This window comes from Nocardioides ginsengisoli, from assembly GCF_039537225.1.
Classification (GTDB): Bacteria; Actinomycetota; Actinomycetes; order Propionibacteriales; family Nocardioidaceae; genus Nocardioides; species Nocardioides ginsengisoli.
Map to the genome: position 1 here is coordinate 98164 of NZ_BAABAC010000042.1, position 21581 is coordinate 119744.

At 72.3% G+C, this 21581-nt stretch carries 18 protein-coding genes; 8 read left to right on the top strand and 10 right to left on the bottom strand.

What is annotated here, in order from left to right; genetic code table 11:
• The first annotated feature begins 38 nt into the window (after positions 1 to 38).
• The 3 genes from AB4880_RS22355 (at position 39) to AB4880_RS22365 (ending at position 5251) form a co-directional block, all read left to right on the top strand.
• The gene (locus AB4880_RS22355) at positions 39 to 2735 is read left to right on the top strand and encodes a DUF7933 domain-containing protein (protein WP_367921431.1); all 2697 of its coding nucleotides are present in this window, start codon (positions 39 to 41) and stop codon (positions 2733 to 2735) included.
• A 53-nt stretch (positions 2736 to 2788) separates the two neighbouring features.
• Positions 2789 to 4273 (top strand): SpaH/EbpB family LPXTG-anchored major pilin, encoded by a 1485-nt coding sequence (locus tag AB4880_RS22360; protein WP_367921432.1) that lies wholly within the window; start codon positions 2789 to 2791, stop codon positions 4271 to 4273.
• Positions 4274 to 4339: 66 nt separating this feature from the next.
• A complete protein-coding gene (locus tag AB4880_RS22365) occupies positions 4340 to 5251 on the top strand; it encodes a class C sortase (RefSeq protein ID WP_367921433.1) in 912 nt (303 codons plus the stop codon).
• Positions 5252 to 5258: 7 nt separating this feature from the next.
• On the opposite strand, the gene AB4880_RS22370 is transcribed toward AB4880_RS22365, so the two are convergent.
• Positions 5259 to 5837: a hypothetical protein gene (locus AB4880_RS22370; protein ID WP_367921434.1), complete on the bottom strand. Its 579-nt coding sequence runs from the start codon at positions 5835 to 5837 to the stop codon at positions 5259 to 5261.
• Positions 5838 to 5939: 102 nt separating this feature from the next.
• A complete protein-coding gene (locus AB4880_RS22375) occupies positions 5940 to 7574 on the bottom strand; it encodes a SulP family inorganic anion transporter (RefSeq protein WP_367921435.1) in 1635 nt (544 codons plus the stop codon).
• A 143-nt stretch (positions 7575 to 7717) separates the two neighbouring features.
• Between AB4880_RS22375 and AB4880_RS22380 the strand changes: the two genes are divergently transcribed.
• Positions 7718 to 9100, top strand: a complete 1383-nt coding sequence (locus AB4880_RS22380; RefSeq protein WP_367921436.1) for an NAD(P)/FAD-dependent oxidoreductase — start codon at positions 7718 to 7720, stop codon at positions 9098 to 9100.
• Here AB4880_RS22380 and AB4880_RS22385 read toward each other — a convergent pair whose 3' ends face one another.
• Genes AB4880_RS22385 through AB4880_RS22415 form a run of 7 tightly spaced genes read right to left on the bottom strand, consistent with a single transcriptional unit; the run spans position 9101 to position 17080 of the window.
• Positions 9101 to 10564, bottom strand: coding sequence for a chlorohydrolase family protein (locus AB4880_RS22385; protein WP_367921437.1), 1464 nt, complete (start codon positions 10562 to 10564; stop codon positions 9101 to 9103).
• On the bottom strand, positions 10561 to 11376 hold the full coding sequence (locus tag AB4880_RS22390) for an ABC transporter ATP-binding protein (protein ID WP_367921438.1): 816 nt from the start codon (positions 11374 to 11376) through the stop codon (positions 10561 to 10563). Before AB4880_RS22390 ends, AB4880_RS22385 begins: the two co-directional genes overlap by 4 nt.
• Positions 11369 to 12373, bottom strand: coding sequence for an ABC transporter ATP-binding protein (locus AB4880_RS22395; protein ID WP_367921439.1), 1005 nt, complete (start codon positions 12371 to 12373; stop codon positions 11369 to 11371). The genes AB4880_RS22390 and AB4880_RS22395 overlap by 8 nt, the downstream gene beginning before the upstream one ends.
• Positions 12370 to 13263: an ABC transporter permease gene (locus AB4880_RS22400; RefSeq protein WP_367921440.1), complete on the bottom strand. Its 894-nt coding sequence runs from the start codon at positions 13261 to 13263 to the stop codon at positions 12370 to 12372. Before AB4880_RS22400 ends, AB4880_RS22395 begins: the two co-directional genes overlap by 4 nt.
• A 2-nt stretch (positions 13264 to 13265) precedes the next feature.
• Positions 13266 to 14222 carry an ABC transporter permease gene (locus AB4880_RS22405; RefSeq protein WP_367921441.1) on the bottom strand — a complete coding sequence of 319 codons (957 nt, stop codon included), beginning with the start codon at positions 14220 to 14222 and terminating at the stop codon, positions 13266 to 13268.
• 5 nt (positions 14223 to 14227) lie between these two features.
• On the bottom strand, positions 14228 to 15859 hold the full coding sequence (locus AB4880_RS22410; protein ID WP_367921442.1) for an ABC transporter substrate-binding protein: 1632 nt from the start codon (positions 15857 to 15859) through the stop codon (positions 14228 to 14230).
• A gap of 9 nt (positions 15860 to 15868) precedes the next feature.
• The gene (locus tag AB4880_RS22415) at positions 15869 to 17080 is read right to left on the bottom strand and encodes an amidohydrolase (RefSeq protein ID WP_367921443.1); all 1212 of its coding nucleotides are present in this window, start codon (positions 17078 to 17080) and stop codon (positions 15869 to 15871) included.
• A gap of 181 nt (positions 17081 to 17261) precedes the next feature.
• Here AB4880_RS22415 and AB4880_RS22420 point away from each other — a divergent pair, with 181 nt between their 5' ends.
• Both AB4880_RS22420 and AB4880_RS22425 read left to right on the top strand, forming a co-directional pair.
• A complete protein-coding gene (locus AB4880_RS22420; RefSeq protein WP_367921444.1) occupies positions 17262 to 17993 on the top strand; it encodes a GntR family transcriptional regulator in 732 nt (243 codons plus the stop codon).
• 92 nt (positions 17994 to 18085) lie between these two features.
• Positions 18086 to 18607, top strand: a complete 522-nt coding sequence (locus AB4880_RS22425; protein ID WP_367921445.1) for a flavin reductase family protein — start codon at positions 18086 to 18088, stop codon at positions 18605 to 18607.
• Positions 18608 to 18629: 22 nt separating this feature from the next.
• Here the strand turns inward: AB4880_RS22425 and AB4880_RS22430 are convergent, their stop codons facing one another.
• A complete protein-coding gene (locus tag AB4880_RS22430) occupies positions 18630 to 18824 on the bottom strand; it encodes a hypothetical protein (RefSeq protein ID WP_367921446.1) in 195 nt (64 codons plus the stop codon).
• 82 nt (positions 18825 to 18906) lie between these two features.
• Between AB4880_RS22430 and AB4880_RS22435 the strand changes: the two genes are divergently transcribed.
• Together AB4880_RS22435 and katG are read left to right on the top strand one after the other, a co-directional pair.
• Entirely contained in the window at positions 18907 to 19332 is a 426-nt protein-coding gene (locus AB4880_RS22435; RefSeq protein WP_367921447.1) for a Fur family transcriptional regulator, read from the top strand.
• 26 nt (positions 19333 to 19358) lie between these two features.
• The gene (gene katG / locus AB4880_RS22440; protein WP_367921448.1) at positions 19359 to 21557 is read left to right on the top strand and encodes a catalase/peroxidase HPI; all 2199 of its coding nucleotides are present in this window, start codon (positions 19359 to 19361) and stop codon (positions 21555 to 21557) included.
• Positions 21558 to 21581 lie beyond the last annotated feature (24 nt).

A 21581-nucleotide genomic window follows, 5' to 3' on the forward strand; every position in this document is an offset into this window, starting at 1 on the left:
GTCACTTCTATCGACGACCCCCCAAGCAGAGGACCTCGATGTACGACCCACCCGACGGCGCCCTGCGCGCCGCGTTGATCCGATGCTGCCGCCTCGGCATGTGCTGGGCGGTCGGTGTGCTCCTGCTCTGCTCCGCGCCCGTGCTCGGCGGTCCCGGCGGCCAGTCCCACCAGCAGGGGCTCGCCACCCCGCTCGCGCCCGGCCTGCGCACGATGGCCGCGGGCGTTCCCGCCCCGCCGATCGTCGTCTACCGCGAGGACTTCGAGAACGGCATGGGCACGACGTCCACCGGCGCCAAGTCGCTGACGGCCAACACCCTGGGCGCCCCGCAGTACGCCGGAGCGAGCGGCATGACCTACACCGCCGACACCAACTGGCGCGAGGGCCAGCGCTGCAGCGGCGTCGTGCTCGCCTACGCCAACGGACTCAACGCCGACGACGGCGGCGGCCCCGACTGGGCGACGACCGGTCGCGTGGTCGGCGGCCAGACGATGGCCAACAAGTGCAGCCCGGTCGCCGGCGTCCAGTCCTACAACGGCATCCGCACGCTGGCCCGCGCCATGGGGCAGGTCGTCGGCGGGGGTGACAACGACCACATCGTGTCGACCTACACCGAGTGCACGCAGACCAGCGTCGGCAACACCTCGACCTGCGACACGCTGCCGACCGGGCAGACGACGTCGCGGATGTTCGAGACGCAGCAGCAGATCGCGGTCACGCCCAACCACTTCTACACCTTCGCGGTCGACGCGGTGGCCGGCAACTGCTCGGGCACCGGCACGGTCGCCCAGGGAAGCGACCCGCAGTACCAGTTCCAGCTCCTCAACGGCGCGACGCGCACCAACGTCGGCTCGCCGATGAACCCGTGCCGTGACGCCTCGCGTGTGGCGTTCACGGTGAACCGGCCGCGCGCGGTCGGCGCCACCACGACGATGAGCGGCTACGTCAGCCGGCTGCGCGCCGACACCGCCTTCATCTACTCCGGCAGCTCGCTCGGCGTCGCGATGTACGACCAGATCGGCCTCACCAACGGCAACGACGGCGGCTTCGACAACGTCGAGGTCCGCGACGTCACCCCGGCCGTCGACAAGTCGTTCAGCCCGGCGCTCCTCGAGCCGGGGCAGACGTCGACGCTGACGCTCACCATCACCAACACCTCCGACCTGCTGGCCAAGACCGACTGGGGCTTCGTCGACACCCTGCCCGCCGGTCTGACCCTGACCGGCTCGACCTTCGGCGGCACCTGCACGCAGCTCGCCGGCGCGACCATGACGAGGACCGGCGCCGCCGGCGGCAACACGATCACGGTGACCGGGGGAGACCTCGCGCTCAACCAGACGTCGTGCACGATCACCGTCGGCGTCACTTCGGCGGTCGAAGGCAGCTACACGAACAGCCCGACGTCCAACATGACCCTCACCGGGCTGGTGCCCGGCGCTCCGGGCACGGTCGAGTTCCGCTGGCCGCGGATCACCCTCGTCAAGGCGCTCGGCTCCGCCCGGGTCCGCACCGCCGACCAGTTCACGGTCGCGATCCGCACCGGATCCGGCACCGGCACCGTCGTCAGCGATCCGAGCGCGGCGACGACCACCGGCAGCGGGTCGACGGTCACCGCCGGCACCGGCACGACCGGCGCCTACGTCGGCCGTTCGGGGACGACCTACTACCTCACCGAGTCCGGCGCGGGCGTCACCGACCTGAGCCGCTACGACGCGACGCTCACCTGCGTCGATGCCACGGGTGCCACGTCCGGCCTGCCCAACGGCGCCGCCTACACCGGCAGCAACTCCGTCGTCCCGGCGACCGGCGCCAAGATCACCTGCACGATCACCAACACGGCGAAGCCGCCGACGCTCAGGCTGACCAAGACCCTCGGCAACGCCCGCGCCGCCGACACCGACGAGTTCACCGTCGGCATCCGCACCGGCTCGGCCACCGGCACCGTCGTCAGCAGTACGACGAACGCCACGACCTCCGGCTCCGGCGCCACCGTCGACCCCGGCACCGGCACGACCGGTGTCTACACCGCGACCGCTGGGACGACCTACTACCTGACCGAGCGGGCGGCCGGCACCACCGATCTCACCAGCTACGGCAAGAAGATCACCTGCACCGACGCGAGCGGCCTGCAGTCCGGGCTGCCCACGGGCGCGACGTTCACCGACGCGCTGACGATCACGCCGGTCGCCGGCGCCCAGATCGCCTGCGTGCTGACCAACACGGTGACCCGGCAGGACGTCTACCTGCTCAAGCAGGCGCAGCAGCCCAACGGCGCCTGGTCACCCATCAACGGGTCGGCATGGGAGCTGCACGCCGACAATGCGGGTGCGATGGGGCCGGTGCTCGCCTCACCCGGCGTGGTCGCGGTGTCCGGTCAGACGGGACAGTTCAAGATCGCCGGCCTGACGCCCGGCAGCTACTGGGTGCTCGAGACCAAGGCGCCGGACGGCACCTCGCTGCTCGCGCAGCCGGTGCGGTTCACCGTCGCCTCCGACGGATCGGTCACCCTCGGCTCGGGCTCCGGCACCGACGTCGTCACCCTCGCCACCGCGACCGGCGGCGCGCCCGAGCTCGTCGTCCGCAACTTCCGTGCCGCCGTGCTTCCTGCGGCCGGCGGTACCGGGACCGGCGCTCTGGTCGCGGGCGGACTCGCCGTCCTTGCGCTCGCCGTCCTCCTCGGCCTCGCCCTCGGGAGCCGTGAGGCCAGGCGTCCGGAGGTGCCCGTGCGCCCGTAGCCCCGCCCGTCCCGACCGCGTCATCCCTGCATCGTCGAAGGAGAAATCGACACATGTCCCACCAGTTCCGCGGACGCCTCACGGCGCTCCTCACCGCCCTCGCCGTGGCCGTGCTGACGCTGCTCGGCGTGGCCTCCAGCGCCTCGGCTGCCAACCCGCTGCCCGACCCGACGAAGACCGGCTCGCTGACCATCCACAAGTTCGCCACCCCGGACAGCCCGACCGGACTGCCCCACAACGGCACCCAGGTCGACACCACCGGCCTGACGCCGGTCCCGGGCGCGACCTTCAGCATCAAGAAGGTCAACACGATCGACCTGACCACCAACCAGGGCTGGTCCGACGCCAACGCCCTGAGCAAGAAGTTCGACCCGGCCAACGCCGAGAGCTCGATCACCGGCGCCGGCTACACCCTCGCCGCGGCCAACGGATCGCCGGTCACCACCGACGCCAACGGCGTGGCCTCGCTGTCGAGCCTCCCGCTCGGCCTCTACCTGGTGCAGGAGACGGCCTGGCCGGCCGGCGCCACGCCGTCCGCACCCTTCCTGGTCTCGATCCCGCTGACCGACCCGGTCAACCACGACGGCTGGCTGTACGACGTCCACGTCTACCCGAAGAACGCCACCACCAACGTCACCAAGACCGTGCAGGACGCCAACGCGGTCAAGCTGGGCGACACCGTCACCTGGACGATCACCGGTGACATCCCCAACGTCGACACCATCGACGGCTACAAGATCGTCGACAAGCTCGACACCAAGCTCGACTACTCCAGCGCCCAGGCCACCCTGTCCGACGGCACCGCGATCACCCAGGGCACCGACTACACGGTGACCTTCGACGCCGCGACCCACACCCTGACCGTCGAGTTCACCGCGTCCGGTCGTGCCATCCTGGCCGCCCACAACACCGCGCAGGTCAAGGTCGCCGTCGCCACCAAGGTCAACGCGGTCGGCGAGATCACCAACACCGCGCTGCTCTACCCCAACCAGGCCAGCTACAACGTGCAGCCCGGTCAGCCCGGAGGCCCGGTCGTGACCCCGCCGGTGACGACCAAGTGGGGCTCGATCACGGTCCTCAAGACCGACGACAAGGGCGCCGCGCTCGCCGGTGCGTCCTTCAGCGTCTACGCCAGCCAGGCCGACGCCGAGGCCGGCACCAACCCGATCAGCCTGGGCGGCGCCACCACGTTCACCGTCGCCGCCGACGGCACCGTGACGATCTCGGGTCTGCGCTACTCCGACTACGCCAACGGCGCGACGGTCGCCCCCGGCGACCCGGGCTACCAGAGCTACTGGCTGGTCGAGACCAAGGCGCCGACCGGCTACGAGCTGCTCGCCGACCCGATCAAGTTCGACGTCACCGCGGCGACCAGCGCCGTCGGCGTCGACCTCACCGTCAAGAACGTGCCGTCCAACGCGGGCTTCCAGCTGCCGTTCACCGGTGGCTCGGGCCGCACGGTCGTCTACGTGATCGGCATCCTGCTGATCCTCGCCGCGGGCGCGGTGGTGGTCAGCCGCCGGCGCGCCGAGCACTGACCCACTCGATCGGGGTGGGGTACGTCGTCCGTCGTACCCCACCCCGATTCCGTCACCAGGACCCCCATGGCGCTCTCCTCGTTCCTCCGACCCCGTCGGACCCTTCTCTCGTGGCCCGTCTCGCGGATCCTGGTCGCCGTCCTCGCGCTCGCCGGCCTCGGCACGCTGCTCTACCCGAGCGCCGCGTCCTGGCTCTCCGACCGCGCGCAGGCCGGCCAGGTCGACGCCTATGTGCACGCCATCGAGTCGCTCAGCCCGGGCGAGACCAGGGCCGCGCTGCGCAAGGCGCACCGGTTCAACCAGACGGTGCCGGAGGGAGCGCCGCACGACCCGTATGCGACCGGGCCCGAGGGGGAGCAGACGGCGACCGGCAGCGAGGCGCGGCGCTACTTCCACACGCTCGACCTCGGGCCGGAGGGGATGATGGGCGTGCTCAGCTTCCCGGCCATCCACGTGCAGCTGCCGATCTTTCACGGCACCGCACCCGCCACCCTCGACCGCGGCCTCGGCCACCTCTTCGGCTCGGCGCTGCCGGTCGGCGGCCCGGGCACCCACAGCGTCATCACCGGCCACTCCGGGCTGATCCACGCCACCTTGTTCACCCATCTGGACCAGGCGAGGCGGGGAGAGCGGTTCACCATCACCGTGCTCGACCAGGTGCTCACCTACCAGGTCGACCGGATCAGCCGCGTCCTGCCGACCGAGCTCGACCATCTCAAGGCCGTCCCCGGCAAGGACTTCGTCACCCTCGTCACCTGCACCCCGACCGGCGTCAACACCCACCGCCTGCTGGTCCGCGGACACCGCATCCCCACGCCCGGCCAGGCCCCGGCCTCGAGCGTGATCACCGGCGCCCGGCCGGACCTCTTCCCCTGGTGGATCCTGTGGGCGGCCCTCGGCTTCCTCGCGACGGTCGTCGGGACGACGCCGCTGGCACGCAAGCCCGTGCGCCGGGTGGCGCACGAGCTGGCGGCCTGAGGCCGGCTCAGCGCAGGACGGGGAACCGCCGGACCCACGCCGTCTGCGACCACCGGTGCCCGAGGCCCCAGGTCGCGCCGGCGCCGGTGAGGCCGAGGACCAGCATGCTGATCGCGCCGAGCACGTGGTCGTCGAGGACCGGGTTGGTGGCGGGCGGGAGGACGACCGACCACATCAGGACGTACATCACGAAGCCGGCGACGGTGCCGATCCGCATGCCGATGCCGAAGGTGAGGGCGATGCCGATGCCGAGCAGGCCGAGCATGAAGGCCCAGTCCGCGAAGGCGGTGCCGGCGAGTCCGTTCCAGAAGGCCCGGAAGGGGCCGTCGGCGGCGAAGCCGAGGAAGCCCTTCGTGGGGCTGCCGCCGTGGATCCACGCGGCCGGGCCGAAGCGGTCGGTGGTGCCGTCCTGGCCGACGCCGGTGCTGTAGCCGAGGGCGAGCAGCTTGTCGAAGAACGCCCACAGGAAGATCAGTCCGAAGCCGATCCGCAGCGCCGCCAGTGCGCGGCTCGCGGCGGTGTCGACGACGGCGGCCTCCTCGTCGTGCTCGATGAGGTGGTGGAGATGGGCGGTGATGGTGGCCATGGTGGTCGCCTCCTCTGGTCGGATGACTCGAGTCCATCAGTCCGCGGGGGACGGCGGTCAGGGGCTGAGGTCGCGACCGCGAGGGCCGAAGGTCCCGACGCCTCAGGCAGGGTGGGCGCGGTGGAACGCCTCGACCGCGGTCGGCAGCGTCGGGAAGATCAGGTCGGCGCCGACCCGCTCGACGAAGCCGGAGGGCTCGAGCGCGGCCCGGAGGTCGTACTTCAGCCGCGCGATCCCGAACACGATCCCGTCGTCGACGAGATGCGAGCGGACCGACTCCAGTGCGGCGAGCGCGGTGAAGTCGATGTCGGAGATCGCCTCCGCGTTGAGGACGAACCACGCCACCGGGCCGCCCGCGGCGGCGGTTGAGGCCGCGGCGAGCGCGCGGGTGCGGAAGTCCTCGGCGTTGGCGAAGTAGAGCGGTGAGTCGTAGCGATAGACGACCAGCCCCGGGACGACGCTCGCGCCCGGGTAGTCGGCCGTGTCGTGCATGCCGGCGAGCCCGGGCACGAAGCCCAGGACGGCGTCGTGCGGGCGCGCGACACGGCGCAGCAGGTCGAGGATCGACAGACCGATCGCGACGAGCACCGCGTCCAGGACGCCGATCGCGACCACGGCGCCCGCGGTCACGACGGCGATCGCGAACTCCGAGCGCCGGAACGCCCACAGCCGCCGGAACTCGCCGACCTCGATCAGCCGGAGCGCGGCGTAGACGACGACGGCGCCGAGCGCGGCCGACGGGAACGACTCCAGGACCGGCCGCAGCGTGAGCAGCGCGATCGCGGTGGCGGCGACGGTGAACCACCCGGCGAGCCGGGTCCGGGCGCCGACCGCGGCGCCGATCGCCGTCCGGCTGCCGCTGCTGCTCACCGGGAACCCGTGCAGGAGCGCCGACCCGAGGTTGGCGGCACCCAGGCCGAGCAGCTCGCGGTGCGGGTCGACGCGGTGGTCGCCGCGGTCGGCGAAGGCGCGGGCGGTGAGGACGTTGTCGGTGAAGCCCACGAACGCGATCCCGAGCGCCGGCAGCAGCGCGGCCTGGAACAGGTCGGCGTCGACGTGGGGGAGTCCCGGCACCGGCAGCCCCGCGGGGATGTGGCCGACCAGGCCGACCCCGTGCTCGGTCAGGCCGAGGACCGCACACACCGCCGTCGCGCCCAGCATCCCGGCGAGCGCGACCGGCGCGTGCGGCCAGCGCCACGACGCGAGCAGCATCGCGACGAGAGTGACCAGGCCGAGGACGAGCGTCACCGGGTGCGCCTCGCCGACGTGGCGCACGGCGTACAGGGCACGCTGCAGGGTGTCGTCCTGCGGCAGCGCGAAGCCGCCGAGGTTGCCCAGCTGCGACACGATCATGGTCAGCGCGATGCCCGCCATGTAGCCGACGAGCACCGACCGCGACAGCAGCTCGGCCACCACGCTCAGCCGGGTCATCCAGCCGGCCAGGCAGATCAGCGCGACCATGATCGCGAGCGTCGTCGCGAAGGTCGACGGTGCCGCGTGGGCGGCGGCGACCGCCCCGATCGCGGTGGCGGTCATCAGCGCCGTCGTCGACTCCGGGCCGACCGACAGCACCGGTGACGACCCGACGAGTGCATAGAGGGCGAGTGCGCCGAGCGAGGCCCAGAGCCCGGTCTCGGGCGGGAGGCCGGCGAGCTCGGCGTACGCCATGACCTGGGGGACCAGGTAGGCCGTCACGGTCACGCCCGCCAGCAGGTCGGAGCGCCACCAGGTCAGCACGGGGGCAAGCGTAGGGCCGGTGGTCGCCGGGGTGTGCGGTCTCACCCGGCAGAACTGTCGTCCTCAGCCCGATTTCGGAGCCGAAACGCCGGGTGGGACGACGGTCGCAGCGCGTCCGGCGCGGCCGCCCTAGGCTCACCCGCGTGACCACCGCACGCGCCACCGGAGGCGTCTCCTTCTGGTGGGCCGACCTCGGCCTGCCCACCCCCGACGACCAGCTCCCGGGTGACGCCGAGGCCGACGTCGTCATCGTCGGCGCCGGCTACACCGGGCTGTGGACGGCGTACTACCTCGCCGAACTGCTGCCCGACGCCGACATCCGGGTGGTCGAGCAGCGCTTCGCCGGCTACGGCGCGTCGGGCCGCAACGGCGGATGGCTGTCGGCGTCGGTGACGGGTGGGCTCGACAACTATGCGCGGACGCACCCCCGCGCCGACGTGGCGCGCTTCCAGGTCGCGATGAACGACGCGGTCGACGAGGTCGTCCGCGTGACCCAGCGGCACGGCATCGACGCCGACATCAGCAAGGGCGGCACGCTGCTGGTGGCGCGCAACGCGGCCCAGGAGGGGCGGGCGCGGGCGTTCGCGGCGATGGGGGAGCGCTGGCCCGAGATCGGGGTGCGGCTGCTGAGCCGGGCCGAGTCCGACCAGCGGGTCCGGGTGGCGCAGGCACGAGCGGCCGTCTGGGAGCCGCACTGCGCCCGCATCCACCCCGCCAAGCTCGCCCGCGGGCTTGCGGCGACCGTGCGCGAGCGCGGGGTCCGCATCCACGAGGGGACGACGGTCCGCACCATCGCGCCCGGGCGCGTCGAGACCGACCGCGGCACGCTCCGCGCCCGCCACGTGCTCCGCGCGACCGAGGGCTTCACGGCGGGCCTCGCCGGCGAGCGCCGTACGTGGGTGCCGATGAACTCCTCGATGATCGTCACCGACCCGCTCCCCGACACGGTCTGGGCCGAGATCGGCTGGGGCAGTGACGACACGCTCGAGGACTTCGCGCACGTCTACTCCTACGCGCAGCGCACCGCCGACGGCCGGATCGCGATCGGTGGTCGCGGCAACCCCTACCGGTTCGGCTCGCGCACCGACCTCGACGGAGGCATCCCCGACCGCACCGTCGAGCACCTGTGGGAGGTGCTGACCGGCTGGTTCCCGATGATCCGCGACGTGCCGGTCGCCCACGCGTGGAGCGGCGTGCTCGGCGTCCCGCGCAACTGGCGCGCCACCCTCGGGTACGACGCCGCGACGGGCCAGGGCTGGGCCGGCGGGTACGTCGGCACGGGCGTCACCGCCGCCAACCTGGCCGGCCGCACGCTCGCCGACCTGGTCGCCGGCGAGCGCACCGACCGGACCACGCTGCCGTGGGTCGACCAGCGCGCCCGCCGCTGGGAGCCGGAGCCGATGCGCTGGCTCGGCATCCACGGGCTCTACCGGGCCTACGGGCTGGCCGACCGGATCGAGGCGCGGGGCGCGCGTCGTACCTCGCGGATCGCGGTGGTCGCCAACCGGATCAGCGGTCGCGACTGATCAGGCCGGGAGCCGGACCGCGAAGGTCGGCGGCATCAGCTCGGCGGTCGGGCGGCGCCGGTGGTCGCGGTCGGTGAAGGAGTGCCGGTAGGTGTCGAAGTGCTCCTGCGCCCGGCGCCGCATCGCGTCGGCGTCGACGCCCGGAACCCGGCCGTCCTCGACCACGGTCCGTCCGTCCACGACCACCCGTACGACGGGCGCGTGGTTGAGGACGATGGTGCGCACCGGGTCCTCGATGGGGCCGGTGCGGAGGTCGGAGAGGTCCATCACGACGAGGTCGGCCTGGGCGCCGACGGCCAGCCGGCCGAGGTCGTCCCGGCCGAGGGCGGCGGCGCCGCCGAGCGTGGCCGCGCGGTAGAGGTCGGTCAGCGAGCCGGCGTCCTGCCGGCGCTCGACCGCCTTGGTGAGCATCGAGCCGAGGTCGAGGGCGCGCAGCACGTCCGGCGGGAAGGTGTCGGTGCCGATGCCCATCCGCACGCCCGCCGCCAGGTAGCGGTCGAACGACTCCAGCACCATCCCGTAGCGCCCGGACGGCAGCGGGCAGTAGGCCACCGTGGTGCCGGTGTCCGCGAGCCGGCGGACGTCCGTACCCACCGTGTCCGAGGAGATCTCCGAGTGCCCGTCGACCGCCCATGCGTGCGGGACGATCGTGCGCGGCCCGAGGATCCCGAACCGGTCGAGCACCTCGATCGGCCGGGTGCCGTACGTCGCGCGGAGGAGGCTGACCTCCTCGTGCGACTGCGCCGCATGCAGCCGGACCGGGCAGCCGAGCCGCGCGGCGGCCGCGGCGGTCGCGGTCAGCGAGGCCGCGGTCTGGGTCTCCACCCGCGCCGGCGCGAGCAGGCCCCGGATCCGCCCGCCGTGCGCGCCGTCGTACTGCTCGACGAAGCGCTCGGCCGCCTTCAGGCCGGCCTCCTCCTCGGCGGCGTCCCAGTGGATCGAGCCGCGGCCGGCGTCGTCGACGACGGGCACGCCGGAGCGATAGCTAGGCCCGAGGTAGAGCCGATTGCCGAGCCGGCCGGCCGTCGCGACGAGGTCGGCGAACTCCTCCTCGGTCTCCGCCCACCGGCGGTAGGTCTCGGCCGCGATCGGCAAAGCGGTGGTGACGCCGTTGAGGAGCAGCTGCACGAGCGCGTACTCCCGGCCGAAGGCGAGCTCGGACCGGGAGAACAGCTCCGCCCTTCTGCCGACGTACCCGGTCGACCAGTCCTGGCCGGCGAGCAGCTCGGCGGGCTGGAAGCTGTCGAAGATCGCGTGGTCGACGTCGGCCAGCGCGTTGAGGTCGACGAAGCCCGGTCCGACCACGGCCTCGCCGCAGTCGGTACGTCGGTCGACCCGTCCGTCGAACGGGCCGCCGACGTGGATGATCCGGTCGTCCTCCCAGACCACCTCGCCGTCGGGGATCAGGCAGTGGTCGCCGTCGGCGTACCCGATGACATGGCGGGCCCGCAGGCTCGATCTCATGCGCCGGCCAGGTCGCGCGACCGGGTCGGCACCCAGCCCGGCCGAGGCACCGCGTCGATCAGCCGGCGCGTGTAGTCCTCCGCCGGCGCGGTCAGCAGGTGCCGCGTGGCGCCGGCCTCGACCACCTTGCCCCGCCGCATCACGATGGTCCGCTCGCAGAGCTGGTTGACCACGGCGAGGTCGTGGGAGATGAAGAGGTAGGCGATCTCCCGGCTCTCGCGGATGTCGCTGAGCAGGTTGAGGATCTGGGCCTGGATGGAGACGTCGAGCGCCGCCACCGCCTCGTCGAGCACGAGCACGGACGGCTCCGCGGCGAGCGCGCGGGCGATCGCCACCCGCTGCCGCTGGCCGCCCGAGAGCTGGCGCGGGAAGAGCTCCGCGTGCCGGGGGAGCAGGCCGACCTGCTCGAGCAGCTCCGACGTACGGCGGCGCAGCTCGTCGCGGCCGACCGGGAACTGCAGCCGGATCGCGGTCTCGATCGCGCTGCCGATCCGCTGCGCCCGGTCGAGGGAGAGGAACGGGTCCTGGAAGACCAGTTGCACCTCCCGTGCCCGGCGCCGCCGCTCGGCGGTGCTCGGCCGGCCCGAGCGCTCGCGCCCGCAGACCTCGATCGTCCCGGACGTGGGCCGTTCGAGTCCCATCAGCATCCGGGCGACGGTCGTCTTCCCCGACCCGGACTCGCCGACGATCGCCAGTGCCTCGCCCGAGGCCAGCTCGAAGCCGACGCCGTCGACGGCCGCGACCGTGGCCGCGCCGCGGTGGCCCGGGAACTCCTTGCGCAGGTTCTCGACCCGCACCACCTGCTCAGACATCGGCACTCCTGACGGTCGGCTCGCTCGGCAGCGCGCCGACCAGCTCCTCGTTGCGGTGGCACGCCACCGCGCCCTCGGTACGGCGTACGGTGGCCGGCGCCTCGATCCGGCAGCGGTCCTCGACCATCGGGCAGCGCCCGGCGAACGAGCATCCGGCGCCGGTCTCGAAGGCGGCGACCGGTCGGCCCGGGATGACCGGCAGCCGGCGGACGGCGGCCTCGATGCTCGGCCGGGAGCCCAACAGGCCGGACGTGTACGGGTGGAGCGGCCGGTCGGGCAGGGTGCGCGACGACTGGCACTCGACGATCTGGCCGGCGTACATGACGGCGGTGCGGTCGCAGGTCGCGGCGGCGAGCTCGAGGTCGTGGGTGATGAAGAGCATCGCCATGCCGCGCTCGCGGCGCAGGTCGCCGAGGATCGCCATCACTTCAGACTGGGTGGTGACGTCGAGGGCGGTGGTCGGCTCGTCGGCGAGGATCAGGTCCGGCTCGATGGCGATCGCGGCGGCGATCATCACCCGCTGCAGCAGGCCGCCCGAGAGCTCGTGAGGGTACTGGCGCAGTCGGCGCTCGCCGTCCGCGATCCCGACGTCGGCGAGCAGGCCGACCGCCTTGCGCGCGGCGGCGGCCCGGTCCATCCCGAGGTGCTTGCGCAGCGCCTCGGTGAGGAAGTCGCCGACCCGGTGGACCGGGTTGATGTGGGCCCGGGGGTCCTGGAAGATCATCGCGACCTTGCGCGAGCGCAGCGCGGTGAGGCTGCGCCTGCTCGCACCGAGCACCGGCTCGCCGTCGACCTCGATCCGGCCGGTGACGTCGGCGCCCCGGGGGAAGAGGCCGAGCACGGTCCGGGCGGTGATCGACTTGCCGGAGCCGGACTCGCCGACCAGGCCGAGCGCCTCGCCCCGCCCGATGTCGAGGGTCACCCCGTCGACGATGGTGCGCATCCCGTCGCGGGAGCGGACGCGGACCCGCAGGTCCTCGATCGTCAGCATGCTCATGCTCGCTCCTCCGCCTGCTTCGAGAGTCGGTCGCCCAGGACGATCACCGAGGCCACGAGAAGACCCAGGCACAGACCGGCGCTGACGGCCTCTCCGACGTGACCGCGCAGGGCACTGTCCAGCCCGGCGCGCATGGTGAGGCCCCAGTCGGCCGCGGGCGGCTGCACGCCGAGCCCGAGGAACGACAGCGCGGACAGGTCGATCAGCGCGAACCCGAGTGAGCTCACCGCCTGCGCGATGATGAGCGGCCGCAGGTTCGGCAGCAGGTGCCGCAGGCAGATCGCGACACCGCTGCGGCCCTGGAGCCAGGCCGCGTCGACATAGTCCATGCGCACCTCGCGGAGCGTGGCGCCGCGCACGACCCGGGCGACGTACGGCGTGTAGCCGAGCGTCAGGCCCAGGACGACGCCCGTGGGACCCGGCCCCATCACGCTCACCGCGGCGAGCGCGAAGATGATGCCGGGGACGGCGAACAGGATGTCGAGCACCCGCGACACGAAGGCGTCGACCACCCCGCCGACCCAGGCGCTGACCAGCGCGACGGCCGTGCCGACGACGGTCGAGAGCGCGATGATCGCCACGGAGGCGAGGATCGCCACGCGGGCGCCGTACATGAGGCGGGAGAGGAGGTCGCGACCGAGCGCGTCGGTGCCCATCAGGTGGGCGCCGGACGGAGATGCGTACGCCTCCAGCGGCGCCGGGAAGTTGGGATCGGCCGGCGCCAGGAGGGGCGCGGCGACTGCGACGACGGCGACCAGCACGAGGAAGCCGACGGCCAGCAGGCCGGGCACCCCCAGCAGGCCTGCGGCGGAGCGCAGCCGCGTCCGCGGGCGCAGGCGCCCGGTGGCGGCGGTGGCGGCGGTGGCGGGGTTGGTGGTGAGGGCGGACATGGTCACCTTCCCGTTCCGGCAGTGAGCGAGATCCGCGGGTCGACCATCGTGTAGACGATGTCGACGAGCGTGTTGACGAGGACGAAGGCCACGACCAGCACGAGGATCACCGCCTGGACGACGACGAAGTCGCTGCGCAGGATCGCCTGCACGAGCAGCGACCCGATGCCGTCGAGGGCGAACACGCTCTCGACGACGACCGCGCCCGCGATCAGGGTGGCGATGGTCAGGCCGAGCACCGTCGTGATCGGGATCAGCGAGTTGCGCACGACGTGGTGGCGCATCACGTAGCCGCCCTGGAGGCCGCGGCTGCGCGCGGTCTCCACGTGCTCGGCCTGCTGCTGCGTCTGCACCGCGGCCCGGGTGATCCGGGCCAGGTACGCCGACGAGGCCAGGCTCAGCGCGACCGCGGGCAGGGTCAGGTGGCGCAACCGGTCGAGCAGTCCGTGCCCGCCGCCGAACGCCGGGAACCAGCCCAGCTGGACGGCGAACACCCAGATCAGCACCACGCCGCTGACGAACGCGGGGACGGCGAGGAAGCCGGTGGTGAGCGCGGTGAGCGCCGCGTCCAGCCGACCGGGGCGGCTGCCGGCCAGCACGCCCAGGCCCACGCCGACGATCGTGATGATGATGCCGGCGTACCCGACGAGCAGCAGCGTGGTGGTGACCCGGGTCGACAGCAGGTCGGTCACGCTCTGCTTGTAGGCGATGCTGCGGCCCAGGTCGCCGTGCAGGACGTCGCCCAGCCAGGCGCCGTACCGGACGAGGAAGGGGTCGTCGAGGTGGTACTGCTCCGTGACCAGCGCGACCTGCTCCGGCGTCGCGCTCCGGTTGCCGAGCAGGAACGACAGCGGGCTGCCGGGCGCGAGCTCCATCAGGCTGAACACCAGGAACGACGACACCAGGGTGACGACGACCAGCGTGGCCGCACGTCTGAGGAGGAAGAGGAGGAGCGTCACGGCCGTCAGCCCTTCTTGCCGATGGCGGCGGCCCACGGGTAGTAGAGGTAGTTCGAGGACGCCGTCGCCCCGGTGATCCGGTTGCTCTGCGCCAGGATCACCGGCAGGAACTCCAGCGGCATCCACGCCACGTCGCCGATGACCTTCGCCTGCAGCTCGTCGACGATCTTCGCGCGGGCGGCGGGGTCGGTCTCCGTGCGCGCCTGGACCACCTGGTCGCTGACGTCGTCGTACTCGCTGAAGTTGGAGTAGTCGCCCTTGGTGAACATCGTGTAGGAGTCGACCGGGTCGGCCACCCCGTAGTAGGTGCTGAGGAAGGCGTCGACGCCGGCGCGGGCCTTCGGGTCGACGTACAGGTTGCCGTACTGCTCGACCGGGACGCTGCGGATCTTGATGTCGAGTCCGATCGACTGGCCGGCGGCCTGGATCAGGTTCGCGGTCTGCTCGTGGACGGCCGAGCTGCCCTGGACGGCGAGCGTGATCGGGTCCTTCGGCGAGCCGGCGTCCTTGACCAGCTTCTGCGCCTCCGCGAAGTCGGCGTCCGCCGACGGCAGGGCGTCGTACGCCGACTTGAAGGTGTCGGGCTCGTAGGTCCAGGTGGCCGGCGGGGCCAGCGACTTGGCCGGGATCGCGGCGCCCTGGAAGGTCGCGGCCGCGAGCGCCTTGCGGTCGAGCGCGAGCGACAGCGCCCGGCGGATCCGCGGGTCGGCGTACGGGCCGGTCTTGGCGGCGCCGATGAGCGTCCAGTAGATCAGCGAGTCGCCCATGGTGACGCTCGCCTTGTTGCTGGAGCGGAGCTTCTCCAGGCCGGCCGGGGGCAGGTAGAAGAACTGGCCGTCGAGCTCGCCGCTGCTCAGGGCGAGGACGCTCGTCGACTCGTCGGCGACGAAGGTGAGCTCGAGGCCGGACGACACGGCCTTCAGCTTCGGGTCCCAGTAGCGGTCGTTGCGGGTCAGCTGGACCGACTGGCCGGGGTCCCACCTGCTGAAGGCGAACGGGCCGGTGCACATCGGCAGGTGGTTCGGCGTCCCGAAGTCCTGGCCGGCCTTCTGCGTCGACGACTTCTCGACCACGATGCCCGGCGCGCTGGCGAGCGACTGCTGGAGCAGCGCGTCCGGCTCCTTCATCTTGACGGTGACGGTGAGGGGGCCGGTGGCGGTGATCGACGCGACGTTGGAGAAGTACTTGCCGAGGTAGCCGCCGTTGGCCGGGTCGAGGTTGCGACCGAGGCTGTAGGCGACGTCCTCGGCGGTGAGCGGCTTGCCGTCCCAGAAGGTCACGCCCTTGCGGATCTGATAGACCCACGTGCTCGGGTCGGGGTTGGTCCACGACTCGGCGAGCCCGGGCCCGACACTGAAGTCGGGGTGGGCGCGCAGCAGGCTCTCGCAGGAGTTGGCGAGGGCCGTGTTCTCCGCGTAGTTGAACGACTTGATCGGGTCGAGGCTGAGCGGCTCGTAGGGGAGGTTCCACTTGATGGTGCCGGCGTCGGCGACGCCCGCGGTCGTGGTGGTCTCGAGGTCGTTGAAGTCGAGGGTCGAGGACGGCGGCTTGGCCGAGCCGCCGCCCCCGCACGCGGTCGTCGCGAGAAGCGTGACAACGGCCGCCGCGGTGGCGATGTGGGAACGGTGGGTGCGCACGGGGCTCTCCTAGAGGGTTGCGGGGATCGCGGTGAGGGCGCCGTCGCGGGCCACGACGCGGCCGGCGCGGACGACGTACTGCGGGGTGGGGCGGTCGATCACGGCCTGGGCGGGCACCTCGGCGGCGACGATCATGAAGTCGGCGGGGGAGCCGACGCGGAGGTCGGCGCTCTCGAGGCCGACCAGCTCGGCGCCGGCGTGGGCGGCGACGTCGAGACAGGCCTCGAGGTCGGCATCGGTGCGGGCGCCGGTGCTCCAGGCGAGCAGATGGGTGCGGTCGAGCATGTCGCCGTTGCCGAACGGCGACCACGCGTCGCGGACGCCGTCCGAGCCGAGGACGACGCGAACGCCGAGCTCGCGCAGGCGCTGGACCGGCATCACGGGGGCGTCGCCGAGGGCGCAGGTGGCCAGGGTGATGCCCGCTGCGGCCGTGGCCTCGCCGAGCTCGGCGAGGAGCGCGTCGTCGCAGTCGGAGTAGCAGAAGGCGTGGCCGATGGTGACCCGGCGCTCCCAGCCGGCGGCACGGGTGCGACGGATGATCTCCCGGACCTGCTCGACTCCGTGCTCCCCGCCGTCGTGGAGGTGGATGTCGACGTCGACGTCACGCTCCGTGGCGAGGCCGAAGACCACGTCGAGCTGGCCGTGCAGGTCGCCGTCGATGCCGCCCGGGTCGATGCCGCCGACGATGGTGGCGCCCGCGTCGAGCGCGTCGCGGAGCAGGGCGGCGGTGCCCGGCGTCCGCATCACGCCGAGCTGCGGGAAGGCGACGATCTCGGCGTGCAGCGCGCCGTCGAGGTCGGCGGCGGCGTCGGCCACGCCCCGGATGTTGTCGAGCCCGTAGACGGGGGCGACGTCCACATGGGCGCGGACGCCGCGGGCACCGGCGGCGACGTACGCCGCGAACAGGTCGCGGGACCGCTCGCGCACCGACGTCTCCTGGGAGACCTGGAGTGCGACGTCGCTCAGGATCAGGTCCTCGAGCGTCTCGGCGGAGGTGCGCGAGACCCACGGGGTGCCCCACGTGGTCTTGTCCGGGTGGCAGTGGCCGTCGACGAGCGTCGGCAGCAGCAGGCCGCCGCCGGCGTCGATGACCGGCGTCGCCGGATCGGCGGGGACGGCGGCGGCGGAGCCGGAGACGGCGGCGATGCGCCCCTCCCGGACCTCCACGTCGACGGGACCGGCGCCGTGGATGCGGGCGTTGCGGACGAGCAACGATGCCACTGGGGGACCTCCAGAGATTTTGGTATACCGCTATTGGCCGAGGACCGTAGCACCGCATGGCCGCCGTGGGAAGGGCGCAATGCAGCTAGATTCTGGGCTAGAGTGGCGCCTGGCGATCCTCGGGTCAGCCGCTCTCGGGAGTGAAGAAGTCTTAATGGAATACCATTGAACGAGGTGATGGATGTCCGCCTCCGCAGGCAGGCGCTCGCTCGGGCTCCAGGCCTACGAGCAGCTCAAGCAGCAGATCATCGGCCTGCAGCGTCCGCCGGGGCAGCGGCTCGTCGAGCGCGACCTGGCGACCGAGCTGGAGATCTCGCGGATCCCGCTGCGCGAGGCACTGCGCATGCTCGAGGCCGAGGGGCTCGTGGTGATCGTGCCGCGCCAGGGTGCGATGGTCGCGCCGTTCACGGCGACCGACGTACGCCATCTCTTCGACGTGCGTGAGAGCGTCGAGGTGCTGGCTGCCCGGCTGGCCGCGCAGTGTTACGACAGCCGCGGGCTGGCTGACACGCAGGTCCAGCTGGTCGCCGCGCGCGCCGCCCTCGAGCCCTACGACGGCATCGCGCTCGCCGCCGCCAACGCGCGCTTCCACGAGTGCGTCATCGCCATGTGCGGCAACCCGCTGCTCCAGGGGATGATGCAGCCGATCAACGCGCGCGTCACCTGGCTGCTGCACCTGACGACGGTCGAGGGCGACCCCGACCCCAGTCCGTGCGACGAGCACGACGCGATCTACCACGCCATCGCGGCGGGCGACTCCGACCTGGCCGGCAAGCTCGCCTACGAGCACGTCGTCGGCACCCGCGACCTGGCCCTGGGGATGGCCGCACGGTGGACCGTCGCCCACCTCGACCCGGTGGAGGTGACCCGCAGCCGGCAGCGCGAGCGCCGCCCGGTCGCGCCGCCGGCCTAGCGTCTGGCGGGCCGGCGGGGGTCGGCTGCTCGGGTGTGACGTCGGCCATCATCGGTAGACCTCAACTTGAGTTGAGGTTCTATCCTCGACGGGTGACGCCTTCGCTTGCAGACCGGTTCAAGGCCGGCTTCCGCCGCCATGCGGCGGGTGTCGCGATCGTCGTGGGGGAGACCGCCGGTGGCCCGGTCGGCGCCACCGTCTCGAGCGTGGCGTCGGTCAGCGTGGATCCGCCGCTGCTGTCGTTCTCGCTCGCGCGCACGAGCACCGTCGGGCCGCAGCTGGTCGGCTGCGACGAGCTCGCCGTCCACATCCTCGCCGCGTCGCAGGTCGACCTCGCGAAGGCGTACGCCGACCGCGACGCCGAGCGGTTCACGACCGAGCAGGGCTGGTCCAGCGACGGCGACCTGCGCCTGCCGGAGGCGGTGGCCACCTTCCGCGGCCGGCCGGCGCACGTGATCCCGGCAGGCGGCTCGTGGCTGGTGCTGATGGAGGTCGACCGGGTCGAGCTCGGCGCGGAGGCCGCGCCGCTCGTCCACCACGACCGGGCCTACTGGACGCCGTCGGCGCCGGCGGACGCCCGGGTGGAGCGCCCGCTGCGGGTGGTCGAAGGTTGAGGGTCCCGGGCTGGCGGTCCGGCTAGCGGTCCCACCGGTTGCGTCGTGGCTGGTCGGTGGGATCGACGATCTCGTGTCCCTCGTCGGCCTCGAGGCGGGCGCTGTCGTGGGAGACCTGCTCGGCGCGTTTGCGGTCGGCGAAGAACGCCCACAGTAGGAGCCCGACGATGAAGACGGCGATCACGACGCCGACCACGATGATGGTTGCGGTGTCCATGACCCCGCAGTACCCCGGCGACTGATGCCGACACGCCCCGGCGAAGTCTTGACTCATTCAAGAAAAGTGGCATGCTGAGGCCATGACCACGCCGGACTTCCAGCAGCAGCTGCGGGACGTCGCACTCCGGGTGACCCGGCCGCGACTCGCCGTGCTGGAGGCCGTGCACGACCACCCCCACGCCGACACCGAGCGGCTGATCTCGGCGGCGCGCGCGCTGCTGCCGGAGGTCTCCCATCAGGCCGTCTACGACTCGCTGCACACGCTGACCCAGGCGGGTCTCGTGCGCAGCATCAAGCCGGCCGGATCGGTGGCGCGCTACGAGACCCGGACGGGCGACAACCACCACCACGTGGTGTGCCGCTCGTGCGGGGTGATCGCCGACGTCGACTGCGCCGTCGGCCATGTCCCGTGCCTGACCGCCTCCGACCCCCACGGTTTCGTCATCGACGAGGCCGAGGTCATCTATTGGGGCCTCTGCCCCGACTGCACATCCCGCCCCCTGTAGTCCCAGAAATTCCCGGAAGGAACCCGATGTCCGACCACACCGAGCCGCTCGTCACCGAGGAGCCGCAGGACGCGCAGCAGTCCGCCGGCAAGTGCCCCGTGATGCACGGCCTGACGCACCCCACGCAGGGCCAGCCCAACCACCAGTGGTGGCCCAACAAGCTCAACTTGAAGATCCTGGCCAAGAACCCGGCCGTGGCGGACCCCTTCGGCGGCGACTTCGACTACAAGAGCGCCTTCCTCGCGCTCGACCTCGAGCAGGTCAAGGCCGACGTCAAGGCCGTCCTGACCGACTCCAAGGACTTCTGGCCGGCCGACTTCGGCCACTACGGCCCGTTCTTCGTGCGGATGGCCTGGCACGCGGCCGGCACCTACCGCGCCACCGACGGCCGGGGCGGCGCCGGGCACGGCCAGCAGCGCTTCGCGCCGACCAACTCGTGGCCCGACAACGGCAACCTCGACAAGGCCCGCCGCCTGCTGTGGCCGGTCAAGAAGAAGTACGGCAAGTCCCTCTCGTGGGGCGACCTGCTCATCCTCGCCGGCAATGTCGCGCAGGAGGACATGGGCCTGCCGATCTTCGGCTTCGGCGGCGGCCGTCCCGACGTCTGGGAGGCCGACGACGACATCTACTGGGGCCCCGAGTCGGCCTGGCTCGAGGACGAGCGCTACACCGGTGAGCGCGACCTCGAGGACCCGCTCGCCGCCGTCCAGATGGGCCTCATCTACGTCAACCCCGAGGGCCCCAACGGCAACCCCGACCCGCTGGCGTCGGCCGTCGACATCAAGGAGACCTTCGGTCGGATGGGCATGACGGTCGAGGAGACCGTCGCGCTGATCGCCGGTGGCCACACCTTCGGCAAGACCCACGGCGCCGGTGACGCCGAGCTTGTCGGCCCGGAGCCGGAGGCCGCGCCGATCGAGGAGCAGGGCCTCGGCTGGCGCTCGTCGTACGCGTCGGGCAAGGGCATCGACGCCATCACGTCGGGCCTCGAGGTCACCTGGACCTACCACCCGACCCGCTGGGACAACGAGTTCTTCCACATCCTGTTCGCCTACGAGTGGGAGCTGTTCAAGTCGCCCGCCGGCGCGCACCAGTGGCGTCCGGTCAACAACGGCGGCGCCGACCTGGTGCCCGAGTCGTTCGGCGACGGCAAGCGCGAGCCGCGCATGCTGACCTCCGACCTGGCCCTGCGCGAGGACCCGGAGATGCGCGAGTACTCGCTGCGGTTCAAGGAGGACCAGGCGGCGTTCACCGACGCCTACGCCCGCGCGTGGTTCAAGCTGACCCACCGCGACATGGGCCCGAAGTCGCGCTACCTCGGCGCCGACGTCCCGGCCGAGGACTTCATCTGGCAGGACCCGACGCCGACCGGTCCGGCCCTCACCGACGCCCAGGTCGCCGACCTGAAGCAGGCGATCGCCGCGTCTGGCCTGTCCGTCTCGCAGCTCGTGTCGACGGCGTGGGCCTCCGCGTCGACGTACCGCAGCTCCGACAAGCGCGGCGGCGCCAACGGCGCCCGCATCGCCCTCGAGCCGCAGAAGTCGTGGGCGATCAACCGTCCGGCCGAGCTCGCGACGATCCTGGCCAAGCTCCAGGAGATCGCGACCGCCCAGGGCGCCTCGCTCGCCGACACGATCGTCATCGCCGGCTCGGTCGGCGTCGAGCAGGCCGCTGCCGCCGCGGGCGTCCCCGTCACGGTGACGACCACGACCGGTCGCGGCGACGCGACGCAGGAGCAGACCGACGTCGAGTCGTTCGGCTACCTCGAGCCCAAGGCCGACGGCTTCCGCAACTACCTGCCGAAGTCGAGCAAGTACCCCAGCGAGTTCGCGCTCATCGACCGCGCCAACCTGCTCGGCCTCAGCGCGCCGGAGCTCACCGTCCTCATCGGCGGCCTCCGCGTCCTCGGCACCAACTGGGACGGCTCCGACCTCGGCGCCTTCACCGACACCCCGGGCGTGCTGACGAACGACTTCTTCGTCAACCTGCTCGAGCTCGGCACGACCTGGACCGCCACCGACGCCTCCGAGGAGGTCTTCTCGGGCGTTACCGAGTCCGGCACGAAGCTCACCGGCTCGCGCAACGACCTGGTGTTCGGCTCCAACTCCGAGCTCCGGGCGCTGGCCGAGGTCTACGCCAGCGACGACGCGAAGGAGAAGTTCGTCAACGACTTCGTCGCCGCGTGGACGAAGGTCATGGACGCCGACCGGTGGGACCTGCGCTGATCCCCATCGGCACCGCCCGCTGAT